This window comes from Pseudomonas sp. 910_21, assembly GCF_052850735.1.
Window position 1 is genome coordinate 389,147 of record NZ_VXCY01000006.1, and the last position, 18,211, is coordinate 407,357.

The window sequence follows — 18,211 nt, forward strand, 5'->3', positions numbered from 1 at the left end:
AAAACCTTTGCTCGATCAATTTCTGCTGTTACGACCATTGGGTCACGCAGAGGTTGCGTCTGCGTGACGCTTTTCGCGATTCGCCGGCAAACCGGCTCCTACAGTCAGGCCAGGGGCAGGCTGACGCGAAACAATGCGCCTTCGCCAATGCGACTTTCGACACTGATGGTGCCGCCGTGGGCAGTGACGATCTGCTCGGAAATGAACAGCCCAAGCCCGAGGCCCGCTGCTACGTGACTGGCGCTGACCCGCTCGAACTGCTGGAAAATCCGCTTCTGGTTGTCTTCGCTGATGCCGATCCCGTGATCCCGCACCTCGACCCGCGCCTCGCCGTCCTGGGCATAGACCCGGACTTCGATGGGGCTCTTGGCGCCGTAGCGCAAGGCATTGGTCAGCAGGTTGGAAATCACCTGTTCGATGCGGAATTCATCCCAGTGGCCTTGCAACGGCTGCTCGACCTCCAGGCTCAGGGATGATTGCGCGGCTTCCACCTGGGGCGCGAAGTTCTCCACCAACCCGCGTACCAGTTGCGCCAGGTCAAACTGTGACGGGCGGATCGACAGCTTGCCGGTGCGAATCCGCGAGATGTCCAGCATGTCCTCGATCAGGCGGATCAGGCTTTTGATCTGGCGCTCGTCGCGATCGACCATGGCGTGCATCTTGTCCAGGCTGAAGGCCGCGGCGTTCTCCCGGGCCAGGTGCATCTTGCGCAGTTGGGTTTCCAGGATCAGGCCATTGAGCGGCGTGCGCACTTCATGGGCGACGATGGACATGAAGTCATCGCGCATGCGCACCGCTTGCTCCAGCTCGTTCTGGGTGGCCTGAAGCTTATTGAGCAACGCCTCCTGCTCACGCCGGCTCTGCTCCAGGGCCTCGACCTGCTGTTTCATGGCCTTGCTCTGGCGATACAGGTCAACGAACACATTGACCTTGCTCTTCACCGCGTGGATGTCCAGGGGCTTGTGCAGGAAGTCCACCGCCCCGCTCTCGTAGCCCTTGAAGGCGTAGTTGAGCTCGCGCCCGGCGGCACTGACGAAAACGATGGGGATGTTCTTGGTCTTCTCGGTGCCGCGCATCAGCTCGGCCAGCTCGAAGCCGTTCATGCCCGGCATCTGTACATCAAGGATGGCCATGGCGAACTCATGCTGGAGCAGCAGCGACAAGGCTTCATCGGCCGACAGTGCCTTGTACACCATGCGGTCCTCGCGCTTGATCAGCGCTTCCAGGGCCAGCAGGTTCTCCGGCAGATCGTCGACGATCAGCAGCTTGGCTTGAATAGTACTTAACATGGGGGTCGTTCCAGCTCGGCAAGCAGACGGCTGATGCCGCGCAAGGTGAGAATGTAATCCGGTTGCTGCAGGGCCAGGGCCGCTTCCGGCATGGTCGCGACATGGGCTTCACGGGGGTCCTGGACAATGGTCAGGCCGCCCTGGCGCTTGACCTCCGCCAACCCCTGGGCGCCGTCCCGATTGGCACCGGTCAGGAGCACTGCGGCCAGGTTCTCGCCGTAGGCATCGGCTGCGGATTCGAACAGGTAGTCGATGGCGGGCCGAGAATGGTGCAGCCGCTCCTCCTGGCTCAGGGACAGGCTACGGTCCTGCTCCACCGACAAGTGATAACCGGGGGCAGCGAAATACAAGGTGCCAGGGACGATCTGCTCCTTGTCGTCAGCCTCCTTCACCGGCAGCGCCAGGCGCCTGTCGAAGACCTCCGCCAACTGGCTGCGGCGTTCGTCCGGCAGGTGCAGGACCACGATCACCGGCAGGCGAAAGTCCTGGGGAAAGTCACTGAACAGACTCAACAGGGCCTCCACGCCACCGGCGGATGCGCCCACCACAACGGCCTCGACCCGTGGCCAGAGGTTGTGCCCGGCAATCTGCTGATTCATGTCTTGCGGTAGATCCGTTCTTGTTTGACCAAGGGTTCGAAGTGTTTGCCATAGGCGGAAAAATCCAGGGTCTCCTTACTGCCCAGCACCAGGAAGCCCCGATGGCAAAGCGACTCGTGGAACAGTCCGAAGGCTCGATCCTGCAATTTTTTATTGAAATAAATCAATACGTTACGACATGAAATTAATTGAGTTTCTGAGAATACGCTGTCGGTCGCCAGGCTGTGATCGGCGAAGGTCACGTTCTCCCGCAGGCTCTTGTCGAAAATCGCGTAGTCGTAGGCCGCAGTGTAGTAGTCGGCAAAGGAACGCTGGCCGCCGGCCTGCTGGTAGTTGTGGGTGTAGGCCCGCACGTTCTCCAGGGAGAAGATGCCTTGTTTGGCCTTCTCCAGGGAGCTGGGGTTGATGTCCGTGGCATAGATGATGGTGCGCTCCAGCAGCCCCTCTTCGCGCAACAGGATGGCCATGGAATAGACCTCTTCCCCGGTGCTGCAGCCGGCGATCCAGATCTTGATCGACGGGTAGGTCTTGAGCAACGGCACCACTTCCTGGCGGATCGCCAGGAAGTGCGACGGATCGCGAAACATCTCGCTCACCGGAATGGTCAGGAACTGCAGCAACTGCATGAACGCCGTCGGGTCGTGCAGCACCCGCTCCTGCAGCGCGGAAATGGTCTTGCACTCGAACTGACGCAAGGCATGGTTGACCCGACGCTTGATCGAAGCACCGGAGTAGTCGCGGAAGTCGTAGCTGTATTTGAGGTAAATAGCTTCGATCAGCAAACGCAGTTCGATCTCGGTATTACGCTCCACTAAATTCTTTCCATCTTGGGTAGCCACACGCGGATAAGCGAAAACAGGCGGTCGAGGTCAATGGGCTTGGCCAGGTAGTCATTGGAGCCGGCCTGGAGGCAGCGCTCCTGGTCATCCTTCATGGCCTTGGCGGTTACGGCGATGATGGGCAGCTTGCGCCAGCGCGGGTCCTTGCGGATCTGCACCGTGGCTTCGAAACCGTCCATCTCCGGCATCATCACGTCCATCAGCACCAGGTCGATATCCTCGACTTCATTGAGTCTGGCGATGGCCTCATGGCCGTTACGGCCGATCACCACCACCGCACCCTTGTGTTCCAGGGCACTGGTCAGGGCAAAGATGTTGCGCACGTCATCATCCACCAGGAGGATCTTGCGCCCCTCGAAGACCTTGTCGCGGCTGCGGGCGGTCTTGAGCATCTTCTGCCGCTCATGGGACAACTGGGATTCGACTTTGTGCAGAAAAAGCGTCACTTCATCCAGCAGGCGCTCCGGCGAGCGGGCGCCCTTGATGATGATCGAGCGGGAATACTTGCGCAGCTCGGCCTCTTCATCCCGGGTCAGGTTGCGCCCGGTATAGACGATCACCGGCGGGAAGGAGCAGATGTCTTCGGTGGACATGCGCTTGAGCAGGTCGTTGCCCAGCATGTCCGGCAACTTGAGGTCGATGACCATGCAGTCGTAGACATTCTCGCGCAGCAGGTCCAGGGCATCCTGGGCCAGGCCCACGGCCGTGATCTCGATATCGTCGTCGCCGATCAGCCGGGCAATGCTGTCGCGTTGCAGGTCATCGTCCTCCACCAGCAGCACGCGCTTGACCTTCTGCGTCAGCTTGGCTTCCAGGCGGGCGAAGACGTCCTTGAGTTCCTCGCGGGTGGTGGGTTTGACCGCGTAGCCCACGGCGCCCATATGCATGGCCGCTTCCACCCGGTCTTCCACCGAGATCACGTGCACCGGGATGTGCCGGGTCTGGGCATTTTCCTTGAGGCGCTGCAGCACGGTCAGGCCGGAATGATCGGGCAGGCGCATGTCCAGCAGGATGGCGTCCGGCATGTACTGGGCGGCCAGGCTGTAACCCTCGTCGGCGCCATGGGCTACCAGGCAGTGGTAACCCAGTTCGTGGGCCAGATCGAAGAGGATATGCGCAAAGTTAGCCTCATCTTCCACCACCAGGATGCAGCGGCTGCTGAACGGGGCCTTGTCCCGGTCATCGGCGAAGCGCGGGATCTCAACGCCTGGCACCTCGGCCACCGGCAGCGGTGCACTGGGCGCAGGGGGTGCCGCCACTGGCATCACCGCCGGCACTGGCGCCAGCACTGGCTGGGCCGCTTCGCTGTACTGCTCCGGTAGCACCAGGGTGAAAATGCTGCCCCGTCCCGGTTCGCTGCTGACGCTGATGGAGCCTCCCAGCAAGGTCGCCAGATCCCGGGAAATCGACAGCCCCAGGCCGGTACCGCCATAACGCCGGTTGGTGGTGCCGTCGGCCTGGCGGAAGGCTTCGAAAATGCTGTCCTGCTGGTCCTGGGCGATGCCAATCCCCGAATCCTGCACGGCGAAGGCGATACCGGCCCCCGGCTGAGCGGAAACGGTCAGGCTGACCTGGCCCTTTTCGGTGAACTTGACCGCGTTGGACAGCAGGTTCTTGAGTATCTGTTCGACCCGTTGGCGATCCGTGAACAGCCTCTGTGGCGCCCCCGGCTGCAGCTCCACCTTGAATTCCAGGCCCTTGTCCGTGGTCAACGGCTGGAACAGGCTGCGCAGGCCGTCCACCAGACGCGGCACGCTGGCATTTTCCGGGCGCACTTCGAGCTTGCCCGCCTCGACCTTGGAGATATCCAGGATGTCGTTGATCAGGTTCAGCAGGTCGTTGCCGGCGGAGTAGATCGACTCGGCGAACTTGACCTGCTCGGCACTGAGGTTCTCCTGGGGGTTTTCCGCCAGCAACTTGGCCAGGATCAACGAACTGTTGAGCGGCGTGCGCAGTTCGTGGGACATGTTGGCGAGGAATTCGGACTTGTACTTGCTCGAGCGCTGCAGTTCTTCGGCACGCTCTTCGAGCTGGGTCTGCGCCTCGTTCAGCTCGTTGTTCTTGCGGTCCATGGCGTCGCGCTGCTCGGCCAGGATCTGCGCCTGCTCGGCCAACTGTTCGTTGGTCTGCTCCAGTTCGACCTGCTGTGCCTCCAGGTGCACCTGGGACTCCTTGAGAATCCGCGACTGCTCCTCCAACTCTTCGTTGGCGGTTTTCAGTTCTTCCTGCTGCACCTGCAACTCTTCGTTGAGTTGCTGGGTTTCGGCCAGCACTTCCTGGAGGCGCTGGCGATAGCGCGCGGCTTCGATGGACGTACCGATATTGCCGGCAATCAGTTCCAGCAACTCCACATCGCGGTCGCTCAAGGCCCGCAGGAAGCCCAGTTCGATCACGCCATTGACCCGGTCGTCATCGCGGGTCGGCACCACCAGCACACTGCGAGGCGCGCCTTCGCCCAGGCCGGAGCTGACCTTGAAGTAATCCGCCGGCACATCGTCCAGGCGGATCAGGCGCTTGTGCTGCGCGGCCTGGCCCACCAGGCCCTCATCGCCGTACAGCGCCTGTTCTTGCTGTTCCTGCTCCCGGGAAAAACCATAAGAGGCCACACGCTTGAGGCCGCCGTGGTCTTCGCGGACATACAAGGCCGCCACCGGCGTCCCCAGGTAGTGGGCGCAGAACTGGAGGATATTGCGCCCCAGCAGGTTCAGGGTCAGTTGGCCGAGCATCTGTTCGGCCAGTTCAGTCTGGCCGTTGCGCAGCCAGGCCTGCTGCTCCAGGCGCCGGGCGCTTTTTTCCTGGGCCTCGAGGTTGTCGCTGTAGCTTTTGGACAGTGCCAGCAGATCCCGACGCCCGACATAGGCCAGCAACGCGCTGATGCCCACCACGAACAGCAGATACAGGGCCACGCTGAAAATCGTGGTGCGGCTGACGCTTTCATTACGCTCCAGGCGCAACTGCTGCTCCATGACCACCGCATCCTCGTACTCCTTGCGGATCTCGTCGGTCAGGCGCTTGCCCCGCCCGGCCTGCACCGCACCCCGGTAGTCGCCGTTCTGCCGGCGCAGCTCGATCATGCTCTGGGCGAAGTTGTTCCACTCCACCTGCAGGGCTTCCAGGCGCTTGAGGCGGTCCACCTGCTGCGGGTTGTCGGCGACCAGATCGCGCAAACCATTGAGCTCGCTGAGGATGCGTGGCTTGGCCACCTCATAAGGGTCGAGGAAATGCTCATCGCCGGTGATCAGGAAGCCGCGCATGCCGGTTTCCAGGTCGATGGTCAGGCGCGCTGCCTCGTTGAGATTGTTGATCACCCGGTCAGTGTGCTGCACCCACTGGATGACCGAGAGCAAGTAGGTGATCAGGGACACGAAAAAAACGGCGCTGAGCACGCCTACACCAAGGGGCAGGCTGATGTTGCGGGTCAGCAGCTTGCGAAAACTCTGTTCATCAACCGAGGACGGACGGATCATTTGATGGACCTAGGCGCTGGTAAAAAAAACGAAGTTTGCCCCACATTCGGCCATCGCAGCTATTTTTTATAACCCATGGGTTCACAACTGCGATTTGACCTGCCCTGGGACAAAGGAAGCGGTTATTCTTGCCGGCGCTTGTACAACAGCATTTTTCTGTACAGCTTCGGGAACTTGTGGCCAGGCGCCACTTACTGATGCACAGGGCCGCCTGTCGCAGCGCCCCGTACTATCCATTTCTTGAGAGAGACCCTATGCCCGCCAGCGCCTCCACCATCCTAGTCGTCGAAGACGATGCCATCGTGCGCATGCTGATTGTCGATGTTCTCGAAGAGCTCGAATTCAGCGTCCTGGAGGCTGATGGCAGTGACGCCGCGCTGAGCCTGCTGGAAAACCCGGGACAGACCATCGACCTGTTGATGACCGATGTCGGCCTGCCCGGCATGAACGGCCGTGAACTGGCGGAGCGTGCGCGGCAACTGCGCCCGCAACTGCCGGTGCTGTTTGCCAGTGGTTATGCCGAGTCCATCGACGTGCCCGCCGGCATGTCAGTGATCGGCAAGCCGTTCTCCATCGACCAGTTGCGGGACAAGGTACGCAGCATCCTCGGTTGAGCCCGGCGGCGGCCTGATCCGCCGCTTGCGCGCTGTGGTTTAATGGCGGCCTTTTTTTGCCCTTGCCTGCCAGGAACCACCCCTCATGAGTCCCACCGCCGCAACCAAAGTCCTGATCATTGGTTACGTCTGGCCCGAACCCCGTTCGTCCGCCGCCGGCGGGCACATGATGCAGATCCTCCAGAGTTTCCTCGACCAGGGCTGGGAGCTGACCTTCAGCAGCCCGGCCAACGAGGGTGAACACAAGGAAGACCTGGCGGCCCTGGGCATCCGCGAATGCCCGATCGAGCTCAACAACAGCAGTTTTGACCGCTTTGTCGCCGAGCTGGCACCGGACATCGTGCTGTTCGACCAGTTCATGATGGAGGAACAGTTCGGCTGGCGGGTCGAACAACACTGCCCGAATGCCCTGCGTGTCCTGGAAACCTCGGACTTGCAATGCCTGCGCCATGCCCGCCACCAGCGCCTCAAGGACCACCTCAAGGCCTGCGCCGACGAAGATGACTTCAGCGCCCTGTTCACCCAGGCCGCGGCGCAAGAGTTCCAGCACATGGCCGACACCGATCTGGCCAAGCGCGAGATCGCCGCCATCTACCGCTGCGACCTGAGCCTGATGATCTCCCAGGTGGAGATCGAGCTGCTGGTGCAGCAGTTCCGCCTGCCCCCGGCCCTGCTGCACTGGTGCCCCCTGATGCTGGAACAACTGCCACAGGACTTCGTGCCCTTCGAACAGCGGGCGCACTTTCTCAGCATCGGCAATTTCCGCCACGCGCCGAACTGGGACGCGGTGCTCTGGATGAAGAACCGCGTGTGGCCGCTGATCCGCCAGCAACTGCCCGGCGCCCAGTTGCACCTGTATGGCGCCTACACCCCGCCCAAGGCGGCAGCGCTGCACAACCCGGCCCAGGGTTTCCACATCATGAACTGGGCTGAAGACGCGCTGCAGGTGATGAGCGCCGCACGCCTCTGCCTGGCGCCGCTGCGTTTTGGTGCCGGGATCAAGGGCAAGCTGCTGGACGCCATGCTCTGCGGCACGCCCAGCGTCACCACGCCGATCGGCAGCGAATCCATGTCCCAGGATGGGCTGCCCTGGCCGGGCGCGGTGGCCGAGTCGGCCGGCGACCTGGCGGCCGCGGCAGTGCGCCTGTATCAGGACCAACAGTTGTGGGAACAGGCCCAGACGGATGGCCGGCGGTTGCTTGAGGCGCGCTACCGCCAGCAAGTCCACGGCCCGGCGCTGATCCAGCGCCTGCAAGACTGCCGCCAGCACCTGGAACAGTTGCGCCGGGACAACTTCACTGGCGCCATGCTGCGACACCACCATCACAAGAGCACCCAATACATGGCGCAATGGATCGAAGCGAAAAACCGCCCCGCCCCATAATCCCCCGCCCCAACGGGGCAGACAGACGAATTCCATGTAGGAGCCGGCTTGCCGGCGAAGAGGCCCACAAGCCCTGCATCGCCCTCGAGGACACCTTCGCTGGCAAGCCAGCTCCTACGAGGCAGACAGACGAATTCCATGTAGGAGCCGGCTTGCCGGCGAAGAGACCCACAAGCCCTGCATCGCCCTCAAGGACACCTTCGCTGGCAAGCCAGCTCCTACTGGTGCGTTAGCAGGGCACGAGGCATTATCAGCGGGGCCAACAACAAGAACAGACCCGCGCCATGAGTCGAACCGGCAAGATCACTGACCCCTCCTACGAGTTGATGGACGACCACAACGGTCTGTCGATCATCTATCGCCAGCACGGCTTCCCCTGCCCCCTGGTGCGCTGGCACTTCCACAAGGAATACGAACTGCACCTGATCGTCGCCAGCTCCGGCAAGGTGTTCATCGGCGACTACATTGGCAACTTCTATCCGCAGACGCTGTTCCTGACCGGCCCCAACCTGCCCCACAACTGGATCAGCCAGGTGGCCGAGGACGAGGTCGTGGCCAAGCGCGACATGCTGGTGAACTTCACCGACGAACTGTTCGACAGCGGCAGCCAGGTGTTCACCGAGTTGAAGAACCTCGCCCCGCTGCTGGAGCGGGCGCAATACGGCATCGAGTTCCGCTGCAAGCACACCATCGCCCAGGCGCTGCCCTTGATGCAGCGCATTGCCGATTCCAGCGGCATCACCCGCCTCGGCCACTTTTTCATCCTCATGGAACTGCTGGCGGCCTGCGACGACTACCAACTGTTGTCCGGCGCCACCCGCGCGCAACTGGCGGATGAACACAGTGTCGACCGCACCAACCGTGCCGTGGACTACATCTTTGCCCACTACGCCCGAGAGCTGCCCCTGGAGGAAGTGGCCGAGTACCTGGGGATGAAGCCCACCTACTTCTCCCGGGTGTTCAAACAGGCCACGGGGCGCTGCTTCATCGAGTTCGTCAATCGCCTGCGGATCAGCAAATCCTGCGAACTGCTGGCCGATGGCGACAAACCGGTGACCGACGTGTGCTTCGAGTCGGGATTCAACAACATCTCCAACTTCAATCGACGCTTCCAGCAACTCAAAGGCATGACCCCTTCCCACTACCGCCGCCTGGCGGTGCAACGCCTGACCGAACAGAACCTGGGCTGATCGCCCCGCCCCGTAGGAGCTGGCTTGCCAGCGAAGGCGTTCCAATGCCCTGGGCAGGGCTCGCGGGCCTCTTCGCCGGCAAGCCGGCTCCTACATAGCGCGAACATTGGTAAACAAATCTCGTTCAGCTTACGTTCAGCAGTTGTCAATAATCTTCATTTGGCAATGAGTATCATTATGTTACAAATTGATTCCTTGTCTCATTTGCCCGCCGGTGCTGAATGCTCGTTCCATTTCTGATCATGCTGCGCGAAGGGATTGAAGCCGCGCTTATCGTTGGCATCATTGCCAGCTACCTGAAGCAGACCGGCCGTGGCCAGTGGATGCCTGCGGTGTGGATCGGGGTGTTTCTCGCCGCGGCCCTGGCCCTGCTGGTGGGCGGCGGCCTGGAACTGATGAGCGCCGAATTCCCGCAAAAGCAGCAGGAACTCTTCGAGGGCATCGTCGGCCTGGTGGCCGTAGGCATTCTCAGTTCCATGGTGTTCTGGATGCGCAAGGTCGCGCGCTCGATCAAGCACTCCCTGCAAGCGTCCCTGGACCAGGCCCTGGCCGGCTCCCGGCATCAGGTCACGGCGCTGATCGCCATGGTGTTCTTCGCCGTGGCCCGGGAAGGCCTGGAAACCGTGTTCTTCCTGCTGGCGGTGTTCCAGCAGAGCGAAGGTCCCGGCGCGCCGATTGGCGCCCTGCTGGGGCTGATCGTGGCGATCATCGTCGGTTTCCTGATCTATACCGGCAGCATGCGCCTGAACCTCGGCGCGTTCTTTCGCTGGACCGGGCTGTTCATCCTGGTGGTGGCCGCCGGCATCCTCGCCAATTCGGTGCAGGCCCTGCATGAAGCCGGGGTCTGGAACCATCTGCAGACCGTGCTCTTCGACTTCAGCGCCAGCCTGCCCATGGATGGCCCACTGGGCTCGGTGCTGGCTGGCATGTTCGGTTACCAGGACGCACCCACCCTCAGCACCCTCGGCGCCTATGTGCTGTACCTGGCCGTGACCCTGGCGCTGTTCTTCCTGCCCGGCGGCGCCCCGGCCAAGGCGCCCGGCTCAGCGTCTTCCGTTTCCAGTCAGTAAGGCTCCCCAATGACCCAGCAAGCCTCTCCTCAGGCCTCGCCTCCCCGCGCCTTGCGCTGGGCGGTTGCCGGCTCGGTGATCGTCATGATCGCCGCCGGCGGGCTGTTCTATTACGCCTCGCAACTGGCCGCCAGCAAGCACCAGGCCCACCAGGGCGAAATCACCGTGACCATCCATCCCCACAGCTGTGAGCCCAACGCGCTGACGGTGCCGGCAGGCCACGCCAGCTTTCGCATCGTCAACCGCTCGGACCGCGCCGTGGAATGGGAAATCCTCGATGGCGTGCTGGTGGTCGAGGAACGGGAGAACATTGCCCCCGGCCTGAGCCAGGTGATCAATGCCAACCTGGCGCCCGGGGACTACGCCATCACCTGCGGCCTGCTGAGCAACCCTCGCGGCACCCTGCACGTGAACCCCACCGCCGAGTCCGACGCCCAGGCCAAGGCGCGGCCGTCGATGGTGGCCTTCATCGGCCCGCTGTCGGAGTTCCGGGTCTACCTGAGCACCCAGGGCAGTGCCCTGATCAAGGCGGTGAGCGCCCTGCAACAGGCCATCGATGCCGGTGACCTGAAACAGGCCCAGGCCCTGTACCTGCCGGCCCGCGCCGCCTACCAGCAGCTGGCCCCGGCCGCCCAGCGCCTGGCCGAGCTGGACAACGCCATCAACGCCCGCGCCGACTATTTCGAACAGCGGGAACAGGACCCGGGCTTCAGCGGCTTCCATCGCCTGGAATACGGCCTGTTCCAGAAACGCGACCTGGCCGGCCTGGCTCCGGTAGCCCAGCGCCTGTCCAGCGACGTCTCGCGCCTCAAGGAGCAGTTGCTGGCCCAAACCCTGCCGCCGGAACAACTGGTCAGCGTGGTCGCACGCTCCATCCGCAGCCTTGCCGACCTGCGGGCCAGCAGCGGCGAGGAAGAACGCTACAGCCACAGCGACCTCAACGGTTTTGCCGCCAACCTGGCGACCACTCGCAAGGTCATCGACCTGCTGCGCCCCTTGCTGGCCAAGTCCGCCGCCCAGTTGCTGCCCCAGGTCGACAACGCCGCGAATGCCCTGGACACCCGTCTCGCCAGCCTGCGCGACGGCTTCGGTTACCTGGACTACGACAAGGTCAGTGCCGAACAACGCAAAGAGATCGCCGACAAGGCCAAGGCCCTGGCCGACGCCCTCGACGCCATCGATCCCGCACTCGGCCTTTCCGGCCTGTAACCAGACGAGTTTCCAATGAACGATTCAGATCAGTCCAACCCGTCCTTTTCCGCCCAGCGCCGGCGCGTGCTGCTGGGCATGGGCGCCGCCGGGGTGGCCCTGGCCGGCAGCAGCCTGAGTGGCCCGGCCATGGCCGCCGGCGCCGCGGCCCAGGTCACCGAGGCCCCCAGCAGCGACAAGACCCAGGACCGCCATGACTTCCATGGCCAGCACCAGAGCGGCATCGTCACCCCGCGCCCGGCCTCGGGCATGCTGGTGTCCTTCGATGTGCTGGCCAGCGACCGCGACGACCTGGAGCGACTGTTCCGCACCCTCAACGAACGCATCGCCTTTCTCATGAGCGGCGGCCCGGTGGCCCAGGTCGACCCTAAACTGCCGCCCCTGGATTCCGGCATCCTCGGCCCGGTGGTCACCCCGGACAACCTGACCATCACCGTGTCGGTGGGCGAATCGCTGTTCGACGAACGCTTTGGCCTGGAAGCCGCCAAACCCAAGCGCCTGATGCGCATGGTGGGTTTTCCCAACGATGCCCTGGAGCCGGCCTGCTGCCATGGCGACCTGAGCCTGCAGTTCTGCTCCAACACCGCCGACACCAATATCCACGCCCTGCGCGACATCGTGAAGAACCTCCCCGACCTGCTGCTGGTGCGCTGGAAGCAGGAAGGCAGCGTGCCGCCCCAGGCCCCGGCCAAGCCCGGGCAGCCGGCACAAAGCGCGCGCAACTTCCTGGGCTTTCGCGATGGCTCGGCCAACCCCGATTCCAATGACCAGCAGGCCATGCAGCAGATCGTCTGGGTCCAGCCCGGCAGCGACGAACCGGCCTGGGCGGCCCATGGCAGCTATCAGGCGGTGCGGATCATCCGCAATTTTGTCGAGCGCTGGGACCGCACCCCGCTGCAGGAGCAGGAAAGCATCATCGGCCGAATCAAGACCACGGGCGCGCCCATGGATGGCCAGAAGGAAACCCAGGTGCCCGACTACGCCCGTGACCCCCACGGCAAGCTGACCAAGCTTGATGCCCACATCCGCCTGGCCAACCCGCGCACCCCACAGACCCGGCAGAACCTGATCCTGCGCCGGCCGTTCAACTACTCCAACGGGGTCAACAAGAACGGCCAGCTGGACATGGGCCTGCTGTTCATCTGCTACCAGGCGGACCTGGAAAAAGGCTTTATCGCGGTCCAGACCCGCCTCAACGGCGAGCCTCTGGAGGAGTACCTCAAGCCTACCGGCGGCGGTTACTTCTTCACCTTGCCGGGCGTTACCGGCGCCGGGGACTTCATTGGTCGCTCGTTGCTCGAAGCCACCCGACCGAACACCACGGCCTAACCCCCATGACACCCCAACCCCCACGGAAAAGTCCCATGAAAAAGTCGCCTCTCGCTGTGTTGCTGACCCTTGGCTTGCTCCACGCACCGCTTTCGGCGTTCGCCGCCACTGCGCCCCTGGAGCTGGTGGGGCCGATCTCCGACTACAAGATCTACGTCACCGAGCAACTCGATGAGCTGGCCAGCCACACCCAGCAGTTCACCGATGCGGTGAAAAAGGGCGACCTGGCCAGCGCCAGGAAGCTCTACGCGCCGACCCGGGTCTACTACGAGTCGATCGAACCGATTGCCGAACTCTTCAGCGACCTCGACGCCTCCATCGACTCCCGGGTCGACGACCACGAGAAAGGCGTCAAGGCCGAAGACTTCACCGGCTTCCACCGCCTGGAATACTCGCTGTTCTCGGAAAACAGCACCGAAGGCCTGGGCGAGCTGGCCGATGGCTTGAACAAGGACGTCAAGGACCTGCAGACCCGCGTCGCCGGCCTGACCTTCCCGCCGGAAAAAGTCGTGGGTGGCGCTGCTGCGCTGCTGGAAGAAGTGGCCGCGACCAAGATCTCCGGTGAAGAGGACCGCTACAGCCACACCGACCTCTACGACTTCCAGGGCAACATCGACGGTGCGAAGAAAATCGTCGACCTGTTCCGTGGGCAGATCGAGAAACAGGACAAGGCCTTTGTTGCCAAGGTGGACAAGAACTTCGCCGCGGTGAACAAGATCCTCGCCAAGTACAAAACCCCTGACGGCGGCTTCATGACCTACGACAAGGTCAAGGAAAACGACCGCAAGGCCCTGGTCGGTCCGGTCAACACCCTGGCCGAAGACCTCTCCACCCTGCGCGGCAAACTGGGCCTTAACTGATCCCAAAACCCAACCCGCCCCCACTGTAGGAGCTGGCTTGCCAGCGAAAGCGATCTTGAGCTCAACCCCTGCCTCAAGCCCCTCTTCGCCGGCAAGCCGGCTCCTACGCAAGCAGAACAACAGCCGTTGCACCTCTAGGAGCTGGCTTGCCAGCGAAAGCGATCTTGAACTCAACTCCCGCCTCAAGGCCCTCTTGGCCGGCAAGCCGGCTGATACAGGGTGTTGCCATCACGGGTGCAGATAAGGCTGGGCTGTTGCCCGTTATACCGTTAACGTTCACGGCCCATCGGCTTTCATGGAAGACCCTTCATGCCTCGCTCCACAGCCGCCAGCGCGCCGCTGACCGCCAGACCCTTCTCCCTGGTTCCTCTGATGGCCGCCTACATGGCCTGCACCATGTCGATGATGGCCTTCGTCTCGCTGATCGGCCCGATCTCTCGGGCCCTGCATCTGCAAACCTGGCACGCCGGCGCCGCCGTCACCGTTTCCGGGGTGATCTGGATGCTCCTGGCACGCCCCTGGGGCCAGGCCAGCGACCGTTTCGGTCGACGCCGGGTGCTGTTGCTGGGCACCGCCGGCTTCACCCTCGCCTACTGGGCCCTGTGCCTGTTCATCGACCTGTCGCTGCAGTCGCTGCCGAGCGTCGCCATGGCCTTTCTCGGCCTGATGCTCGGCCGCGGCCTGATCGGCGCCTTCTATGCGGCGATCCCGGTGGGCGGCTTCGCCCTGATCGCCGATAACGTCGAGCCCCAGCATCGCGCCCGCGCCATGGCCACCCTGGGCGCCGCCAATGCCGTGGGCCTGGTACTGGGTCCCGCAGTGGCCGCCTTGCTGGCCCGCTACAGCCTGAGCCTGCCGTTCTACGCCATGGCGGTACTGCCGTTGCTGGCATTCCTGGTGCTGCGCTACCAACTGCCCCGCCAGGAACTGCACCTGGCCCAGGCCCCGACCCGAGTGCGCCTGGGCGACCCACGGCTGCGCCGGCCCATGGTGGTGGCCTTTGTTGCCATGCTGTGCGTGTCGATTGCCCAGATCACCGTCAGCTTCTATGCCCTGGACCGGCTGCGCATGAGCCCCGCCGATGCCGCCCAGACGGCCGGGGTGGCCCTGGCCATGGTCGGCGTGGCGCTGATCTGCGCGCAGTTGGTGGTGCGCAAGCTGGAATGGCCGCCGCTACGGATGATCCGCTACGGCGCTCTGCTCTCGGCGCTGGGCTATGCCGGCAGCATGCTGGTGGACAGCGCCTGGGGCCTGTGGCTGGCGTTCTTTGTCTCGGCGGCGGGCATGGGTGGAGTGTTTCCATCGTTCTCGGCCCTGGCGGCGAATGCCGTAAAGGCCTCGGAACAGGGCGCGACTGCCGGCAGCATCGGCGCCGCCCAGGGCCTGGGCGTGGTCATCGGGCCCATGGCCGGCAGCCTGATCTACGCCATCGAACCGCGCCTGCCCTACCTGCTGGCGGCGGTGCTGCTGGTGCTGATCGCCATCTGGCCAAACCCTCAGCCCAAAGACCTGTAGCCACTGCCGCAGGCTGCGACAGGCCCCTAAGGGGCCTCATGGCTCGCAGCCGATCCAGGCAGCAGTTCAGGGCAGCGGTTTACAGCATGCGATAGAGCAGACGCTCGATGCGCACACGGCTGACCCGGCGCAGGAACTTGCCCACTGCCTCGGGGTAGTCCACCAGGCTGTCCAGGTACTGGAAATGCTCGATACGCCGGGTATGCCGGTAGATCTCGGCCTGTTCGGCGCTGCGCGCCTGCAGCAACTCGCCCTTGGGGTCGTCCAGCAACAGGGCGTTCTCCAGGTCCAGGCGGAAGGCCCGGGGATTGAGGTTGTTGCCGGTGAGCAAGGTGTAGCGTTCATCCACCCACATGCCCTTGAGGTGATAGGTGTTGTCGCCATCACGCCACAGGTGCAGGTTCAGCAGGCCACTGTCGATGACTTTCTGGTGACGCTTGGCAAAGCGTCGCAGGCTGATCTCGTACAGGTAAGGCAGGGCCGCGATGACCTTGAACGGCTCGCTGGGCGGGATGTAGAAGTCGTTGGCGGTCTTGTCGCCGACAATGATGTCGATCTTCACCCCGCGCTCCAGGGCCCGGTTGATTTCCCGGGTCACCATCAAGGGCAGGTTGAAATACGGGGTGCAAATGGTCAGTTGCTGCTGGGCCCCGGCGATCAGCTCGCAGATCACCCGGTTCAGCGGGTTGCCCTTGCCGACCCCGAGCAACGGACTGACCGACAGCCCGCTCTTGTCCAGGCCACCGGCGGTGGTGTCATAGGTGGCGTGCTTGAGGCGACTGCGCAGGTCGCCGATGTCGTTGCGCAGGCTACGGGTGGTCGGCAGGTTCGGCAGGTCCAGGCGATGGACCGCCCGCGACTCCACCAGACCGTGCTGCACCAGATGGTGCATGGAGTCGGCCAGGGCGCGGTTGTGCAGCAGGTGGTAACGGTCGAATCGGTACTTGTCGAACTTGTGCAAGTACACGTTGTTCAGGCTGGCGCCGCTGTAGAGTACGCAATCGTCGATCACGAAGCCCTTGAGGTGCAGGACCCCGAACAGCTCCCGGGTCTGCACCGGCACGCCGTAGATCGGCACTTCGCTGGCGTGGGTACGGGTCATTTCCTGATACCAGGCCGAGTTGCCCGGCTGCTTGCCGGCACCGATCAGGCCGCGCTGGGCCCGCAGCCAGTCCACCACCACAACCACCTCGAGTTCCGGTCGGGCGGCCTTGGCGGCATGCAGGGCATCGAGGATTTCCTGACCGGCTTCATCCTGCTGCAGGTACAACGCGACGATATAGATGCGCCGGCTGGCCTGGGCAATTTGCTCCAGCAGAGTGCGACGAAATTCCGCAGCGCCAGTCAGAGTGGTGAAGGCTTCGGCAGCCAGGGGGAAGCTGCGCAGTTTGGGCAGCAAGGAACGTTTGAAAAGCGACGGCATAGGGCTCGCAGTGGCTCAAATCCAAAGAGCGCAAGAGCTTACACCATGGAACAGGCTGAGTCCCCTGTCAGCCCACTCTGGAGTAACCGGCTGGCTGGCGAAAAGCACCTTGAGTCTTGCGCTGCCCCGGAAATCACCTTGGCCGGCAAGCCAGCGCCTACGAGAAATACCGCTGAATATAAAAATCCGGACAACAGGATTGACCAAGGAGAACGATCGTTCTACTCTTTGCCCCATGAACGAAATCACTCCCTCTGAAACACGCGACATCATCCTCGACGTCACCGAGAAGCTGATCTACAAGAGCGGCATTGCCGCCACTGGCATGGATCTGTTGGTGAAGACCGCCGGGGTATCGAGAAAGAGCGTCTATCGCTATTTCAGCAACAAGGACGAACTGGTGGTAGCCGCCCTGGAACGTCGCGACCAGCGCTGGATGCACTGGTACAAGACCGAAGTGAGCAAGGCCGAAGGTACTGCCCAGCGATTGCTGGCGCTGTTCAGCGTACTCAAGGACTGGTTCGGGTCTGAAGGTTTCCGCGGCTGCGCCTTTATCAACACCAGCGGCGAGACCGGCGATGCTCAGGATCCGGTGCGCCAGGTGGCGAAACAACATAAACAGAAACTGCTCGACTACGTGACCGAGCTTTGCCAGGAACATGGCGTGCAACATCCCGAGGAACGGGCAGCGCAACTGCTGATCCTGATCGATGGCGCCATTACCGTTGCCCTTGTCATGGGCGATCACAGTGCTGCTGATAATGCGCAATGCATGGCGCGAAAGTTATTGGACCTCTGATTGTTTTAAACAAGAGCAACTTCTTTGTTTGAACAGCAACTTTCATTGGAGACAGATCATGTCGTCTAACGCTCAAGTGCGCCCGCCTCTTCCGCCTTTCACTCGCGAGTCGGCGATTGAAAAGATCCGGCTGGCCGAAGATGGCTGGAACTCCCGGGACCCGGAGCGGGTATCCCTGGCGTATACCCTGGATACCCAATGGCGCAACCGCGCCGAGTTCGCCCACAACCGCGAAGAAGCCAAGGCCTTCCTCGCCCGCAAATGGGCCAAGGAACTGGATTACCGCCTGATCAAGGAGCTCTGGGCTTTTACCGACAACCGCATCGCCGTGCGCTACGCCTATGAATGGCATGACGACTCGGGCAACTGGTACCGCTCCTACGGCAATGAGAACTGGGAGTTCGACGAGCAGGGACTGATGGCCCGGCGTTTTGCCTGCGTCAACGACATGCCGATCAAGGAAACCGAGCGCAAATTCCACTGGCCCCTGGGCCGGCGCCCGGATGATCATCCGGGCCTCAGTGACCTGGGCCTGTAACCCACCCGCCCCACCGTAGGAGCTGGCTTGCCAGCGAAGGCGTCTCCGAGGGCGATGCAAGGCTTGCCGGCCTCTTCGCCGGCAAG

General features: G+C 62.9%; 15 protein-coding genes. 10 read left to right on the forward strand and 5 right to left on the reverse strand.

The genetic code is table 11. The features are described 5' to 3' along the window. Window positions 1-104: 104 nt before the first annotated feature. The 4 genes from FW796_RS20865 to FW796_RS20880 are packed head-to-tail and all read right to left on the reverse strand — an operon-like array spanning window position 105 to window position 6,194. The gene (locus FW796_RS20865) at window positions 105-1,289 is read right to left on the reverse strand and encodes a hybrid sensor histidine kinase/response regulator (RefSeq protein ID WP_346632814.1); all 1,185 of its coding nucleotides are present in this window, start codon (window positions 1,287-1,289) and stop codon (window positions 105-107) included. Further along, window positions 1,283-1,888 carry a chemotaxis protein CheB gene (locus FW796_RS20870; protein ID WP_404939723.1) on the reverse strand — a complete coding sequence of 202 codons (606 nt, stop codon included), beginning with the start codon at window positions 1,886-1,888 and terminating at the stop codon, window positions 1,283-1,285. Before FW796_RS20870 ends, FW796_RS20865 begins: the two co-directional genes overlap by 7 nt. Beyond that, entirely contained in the window at window positions 1,885-2,700 is an 816-nt protein-coding gene (locus tag FW796_RS20875) for a CheR family methyltransferase (RefSeq protein WP_011061533.1), read from the reverse strand. The genes FW796_RS20870 and FW796_RS20875 overlap by 4 nt, the downstream gene beginning before the upstream one ends. Further along, a complete protein-coding gene (locus FW796_RS20880) occupies window positions 2,700-6,194 on the reverse strand; it encodes a response regulator (protein WP_346632812.1) in 3,495 nt (1,164 codons plus the stop codon). The genes FW796_RS20875 and FW796_RS20880 overlap by 1 nt, the downstream gene beginning before the upstream one ends. A 254-nt stretch (window positions 6,195-6,448) precedes the next feature. Here FW796_RS20880 and FW796_RS20885 point away from each other — a divergent pair, with 254 nt between their 5' ends. The 8 genes from FW796_RS20885 (at window position 6,449) to FW796_RS20920 (ending at window position 15,365) form a co-directional block, all read left to right on the forward strand. Beyond that, on the forward strand, window positions 6,449-6,808 hold the full coding sequence (locus FW796_RS20885; protein ID WP_346632811.1) for a response regulator: 360 nt from the start codon (window positions 6,449-6,451) through the stop codon (window positions 6,806-6,808). Between the two features lie 85 nt (window positions 6,809-6,893). Next, window positions 6,894-8,192 (forward strand): glycosyltransferase, encoded by a 1,299-nt coding sequence (locus tag FW796_RS20890; RefSeq protein WP_404939721.1) that lies wholly within the window; start codon window positions 6,894-6,896, stop codon window positions 8,190-8,192. 284 nt (window positions 8,193-8,476) lie between these two features. After that, window positions 8,477-9,382, forward strand: a complete 906-nt coding sequence (locus FW796_RS20895; protein WP_346632809.1) for an AraC family transcriptional regulator — start codon at window positions 8,477-8,479, stop codon at window positions 9,380-9,382. A gap of 221 nt (window positions 9,383-9,603) precedes the next feature. Continuing rightward, entirely contained in the window at window positions 9,604-10,452 is an 849-nt protein-coding gene (gene efeU, locus FW796_RS20900; RefSeq protein WP_346632808.1) for an iron uptake transporter permease EfeU, read from the forward strand. 9 nt (window positions 10,453-10,461) lie between these two features. Next, window positions 10,462-11,661: an iron uptake system protein EfeO gene (gene efeO, locus FW796_RS20905; protein ID WP_446439938.1), complete on the forward strand. Its 1,200-nt coding sequence runs from the start codon at window positions 10,462-10,464 to the stop codon at window positions 11,659-11,661. Window positions 11,662-11,676: 15 nt separating this feature from the next. Further along, on the forward strand, window positions 11,677-12,990 hold the full coding sequence (gene efeB, locus FW796_RS20910; protein WP_346632806.1) for an iron uptake transporter deferrochelatase/peroxidase subunit: 1,314 nt from the start codon (window positions 11,677-11,679) through the stop codon (window positions 12,988-12,990). A gap of 35 nt (window positions 12,991-13,025) precedes the next feature. Further along, complete coding sequence (gene efeO / locus FW796_RS20915) at window positions 13,026-13,850, forward strand: iron uptake system protein EfeO (RefSeq protein WP_446439939.1); 825 nt, start codon at window positions 13,026-13,028, stop codon at window positions 13,848-13,850. A gap of 309 nt (window positions 13,851-14,159) precedes the next feature. Further along, complete coding sequence (locus tag FW796_RS20920) at window positions 14,160-15,365, forward strand: MFS transporter (RefSeq protein WP_346632804.1); 1,206 nt, start codon at window positions 14,160-14,162, stop codon at window positions 15,363-15,365. 79 nt (window positions 15,366-15,444) lie between these two features. Here the strand turns inward: FW796_RS20920 and pssA are convergent, their stop codons facing one another. Beyond that, the gene (gene pssA / locus FW796_RS20925; RefSeq protein ID WP_346632803.1) at window positions 15,445-16,788 is read right to left on the reverse strand and encodes a CDP-diacylglycerol--serine O-phosphatidyltransferase; all 1,344 of its coding nucleotides are present in this window, start codon (window positions 16,786-16,788) and stop codon (window positions 15,445-15,447) included. 235 nt (window positions 16,789-17,023) lie between these two features. Here pssA and FW796_RS20930 point away from each other — a divergent pair, with 235 nt between their 5' ends. Next, window positions 17,024-17,587, forward strand: a complete 564-nt coding sequence (locus FW796_RS20930) for a TetR/AcrR family transcriptional regulator (protein ID WP_446439940.1) — start codon at window positions 17,024-17,026, stop codon at window positions 17,585-17,587. Window positions 17,588-17,645: 58 nt separating this feature from the next. Beyond that, window positions 17,646-18,125, forward strand: coding sequence for a nuclear transport factor 2 family protein (locus FW796_RS20935; RefSeq protein ID WP_346632802.1), 480 nt, complete (start codon window positions 17,646-17,648; stop codon window positions 18,123-18,125). The last annotated feature ends 86 nt before the right edge of the window (window positions 18,126-18,211 follow it).

What these genes read in the sequence shown, in the direction of transcription:
- FW796_RS20885 (WP_346632811.1), top strand. Translation starts at nt 6,449, where the DNA reads ATGCCCGCCAGCGCCTCCACCATCCTAGTCGTCGAAGACGATGCCATC.
- FW796_RS20870 (WP_404939723.1), bottom strand. Translation starts at nt 1,888, where the DNA reads ATGAATCAGCAGATTGCCGGGCACAACCTCTGGCCACGGGTCGAGGCC.
- efeB (WP_346632806.1), top strand. Translation starts at nt 11,677, where the DNA reads ATGAACGATTCAGATCAGTCCAACCCGTCCTTTTCCGCCCAGCGCCGG.
- pssA (WP_346632803.1), bottom strand. Translation starts at nt 16,788, where the DNA reads ATGCCGTCGCTTTTCAAACGTTCCTTGCTGCCCAAACTGCGCAGCTTC.
- FW796_RS20865 (WP_346632814.1), bottom strand. Translation starts at nt 1,289, where the DNA reads ATGTTAAGTACTATTCAAGCCAAGCTGCTGATCGTCGACGATCTGCCG.
- efeU (WP_346632808.1), top strand. Translation starts at nt 9,604, where the DNA reads ATGCTCGTTCCATTTCTGATCATGCTGCGCGAAGGGATTGAAGCCGCG.
- FW796_RS20895 (WP_346632809.1), top strand. Translation starts at nt 8,477, where the DNA reads ATGAGTCGAACCGGCAAGATCACTGACCCCTCCTACGAGTTGATGGAC.
- efeO (WP_446439939.1), top strand. Translation starts at nt 13,026, where the DNA reads ATGAAAAAGTCGCCTCTCGCTGTGTTGCTGACCCTTGGCTTGCTCCAC.
- FW796_RS20880 (WP_346632812.1), bottom strand. Translation starts at nt 6,194, where the DNA reads ATGATCCGTCCGTCCTCGGTTGATGAACAGAGTTTTCGCAAGCTGCTG.
- efeO (WP_446439938.1), top strand. Translation starts at nt 10,462, where the DNA reads ATGACCCAGCAAGCCTCTCCTCAGGCCTCGCCTCCCCGCGCCTTGCGC.
- FW796_RS20930 (WP_446439940.1), top strand. Translation starts at nt 17,024, where the DNA reads ATGAACGAAATCACTCCCTCTGAAACACGCGACATCATCCTCGACGTC.
- FW796_RS20920 (WP_346632804.1), top strand. Translation starts at nt 14,160, where the DNA reads ATGCCTCGCTCCACAGCCGCCAGCGCGCCGCTGACCGCCAGACCCTTC.
- FW796_RS20890 (WP_404939721.1), top strand. Translation starts at nt 6,894, where the DNA reads ATGAGTCCCACCGCCGCAACCAAAGTCCTGATCATTGGTTACGTCTGG.
- FW796_RS20935 (WP_346632802.1), top strand. Translation starts at nt 17,646, where the DNA reads ATGTCGTCTAACGCTCAAGTGCGCCCGCCTCTTCCGCCTTTCACTCGC.